Genomic DNA, 2,096 nt, shown 5'->3' with positions numbered 1-2,096 from the left:
TGAGGACGCCTGCCGTCAGCTGAAGGTGGAGCACCGCACGACCAAGCCGTATACGCCGCAAACCAACGGCCTCGTGGAGCGCTTCAACGGCCGGGTACAACGTGAAGTGCTGGGCATCATGTCTGGATGCGAGACCTCCTTGGCGTGAGTGACGACCTGGAGGGCTTGGGGCAAGGCACCTGGATCGGGCGGCTTGAAGTGGCGGTTGGCGAGCTTCGGCTCGGCGGCCAGGCGGCTGCGCACAACCTCATCCGGGGATCGCCCCTTCAACACGCGCTGGCGTCTTCTGTTGTAGGCCTGGTTGAAGCCCTTGAGCAGCGTCTCCAGATCCCGATGGCTGTCGATGGTGATGCCGAGCACCTCGCGTTGCACCCGGCCGTTGAAGCGCTCCACGAGACCGTTGAAGCGCTCGACGAGACCGTTATCGGGTATGAAATCTGCGGTGCCTTCTCGTCCGGCTGCTCTCCGTAGGAGAACAGTGTTATGGTGAGCCCATCTGGGACACGGGGCACCGGGAGCACGAAAGTGCGGGCAGGCCGTCGACAGACATTGGGCTGAGAGCCCGAACTCGTTACATGGCCGCCCCTTGCGACTTGCCCGGATGCGCTGCGAGCGCGGATCAGTAGATGTCGTGCAGCCCGCCAGCTCCCGTTGACAACGAGCACAGCTCGGAGGGAGCAGACATGCGCATCATCGGACTGGATATCCATCGCGCCTTTGCTGAGGCCGTGCTTTGGCAGGATGGCCAACTCAAGCGGCTCGGCCGCATCGACATGCGACGTGATCGCCTAGAAGCCTTCGCCGCGACATTGCATCAGGATGATAGTGTGGTTGTGGAGGCGACTGGCAACGCAGCCTCGGTCGCTACCGTGATCAGCCCGCATGTGAAGCGGGTGGTGATTGCCAATCCCATGCAGGTGCGGGTGATCGCTCATGCCAAGATCAAGACCGACACCATCGATGCCGGTGTGCTGGCGCAGCTCTATGCCAGCGGCTTCCTGCCGGAGGTCTGGATTCCTGACGAGCCGACCCAGGCGTTGCGCCGTCAGGTGACGCGCCGCAATCAGATTGTGCGCCAGCGCTCGCGGCTCAAGAACATCATCCAGTCGATCCTGCACGCCCATCTGATCCCGGCCTGCCCGCATCAGGATCTGTGTGGGCCTAAGGGGCGGTCTTGGCTGTCAGAACAGGTCCTGCCGGACGATGAGCGCTATGCGGTTGAGCGGCATCTGCGGGAGTTCGACCGGCTGGGCGACGATCTCCAAGTAATCGAGCGCGACCTCGCGCGCTCCGCTCTGGCGGACGAGAGCGTCGCGCGCTTGATGACCATCCCGGGCGTCGACATGGTGGTTGCCCTCGCGCTGGCGGCAGCCATTGGCGATATCCAACGTTTTGAGGCACCACAGAAGCTGGTCAGCTACCTGGGTTTGAACCCGAGCGTGCGCCAGTCCGGTCCGGGGCCCGCCTACCACGGCCGGATCACCAAGCAGGGTCGCGGACACGCCCGGGGCATGCTGGTCGAGGCCGCCTGGGCTGCGGCACGAGCCCCTGGTCCCCTGCGGGCGTTCTTCCTGCGGGTGCGCAGCCGGCGCGGTCAGCACGTGGCGGCCGTGGCAACGGCCCGCAAGCTGGCGGTGCTGATCTGGCATCTGTTGCGCAAGGGTGAGAGCTATCTCTGGGCTCGTCCGGCCCTGCACGCCAGGAAGATGCGCGACCTCGAACTCAAGGCGGGACATCCGGCAGTTCGCGGCCAGAAAGGAGCGGCTCACGCCTACAATCTCAAGAGCCGCCGTGACCAGGAGCGGCGCTGGGTTGAGCAGGCCGAGGTGGCATATACGCGCTTTGTCGCTGGCTGGAGCCCTCGTGGCCCGAGATCCGGAAAGGTGCGCACGGGCGCTCTAAAGGAGGAGCGACAATAATGGCTGCGCGGCAGGGTTTACACCTCACACCCTGCTCTTTGCCACAGAGTCACCCGTGCGCCAGAGGAGAATACACCAGTTGACGCAAAAAAGCTCTTGTCGATCACATCAGTGGTTTGCGGCGTGTAGGGCTTGGTCGTGCGGTGCTCCACCTTCAGCCTCCGGCAGGCCTCCTCG

General features: G+C 64.3%; 2 protein-coding genes and 1 pseudogene. All 3 read left to right on the top strand.

Going from position 1 to position 2,096, the window contains the following annotated elements:
- Positions 1-112, top strand: a pseudogene (locus OC446_RS30120) (integrase core domain-containing protein); the annotation flags it as partial.
- Between the two features lie 32 nt (positions 113-144).
- Positions 145-471 (top strand): hypothetical protein, encoded by a 327-nt coding sequence (locus tag OC446_RS31195; protein WP_410055174.1) that lies wholly within the window; start codon positions 145-147, stop codon positions 469-471.
- Between the two features lie 227 nt (positions 472-698).
- Positions 699-1,919, top strand: coding sequence for an IS110 family transposase (locus OC446_RS30115; RefSeq protein WP_410055175.1), 1,221 nt, complete (start codon positions 699-701; stop codon positions 1,917-1,919).
- Positions 1,920-2,096: the final 177 nt, after the last annotated feature.

This window comes from Microvirga sp. Mcv34 (genome assembly GCF_024519725.1).
Taxonomy (GTDB): Bacteria; Pseudomonadota; Alphaproteobacteria; order Rhizobiales; family Beijerinckiaceae; genus Microvirga.
The sequence above is the reverse complement of the archived record's forward strand: the minus strand, read 5'-3'. Positions and strand labels throughout refer to the sequence as shown.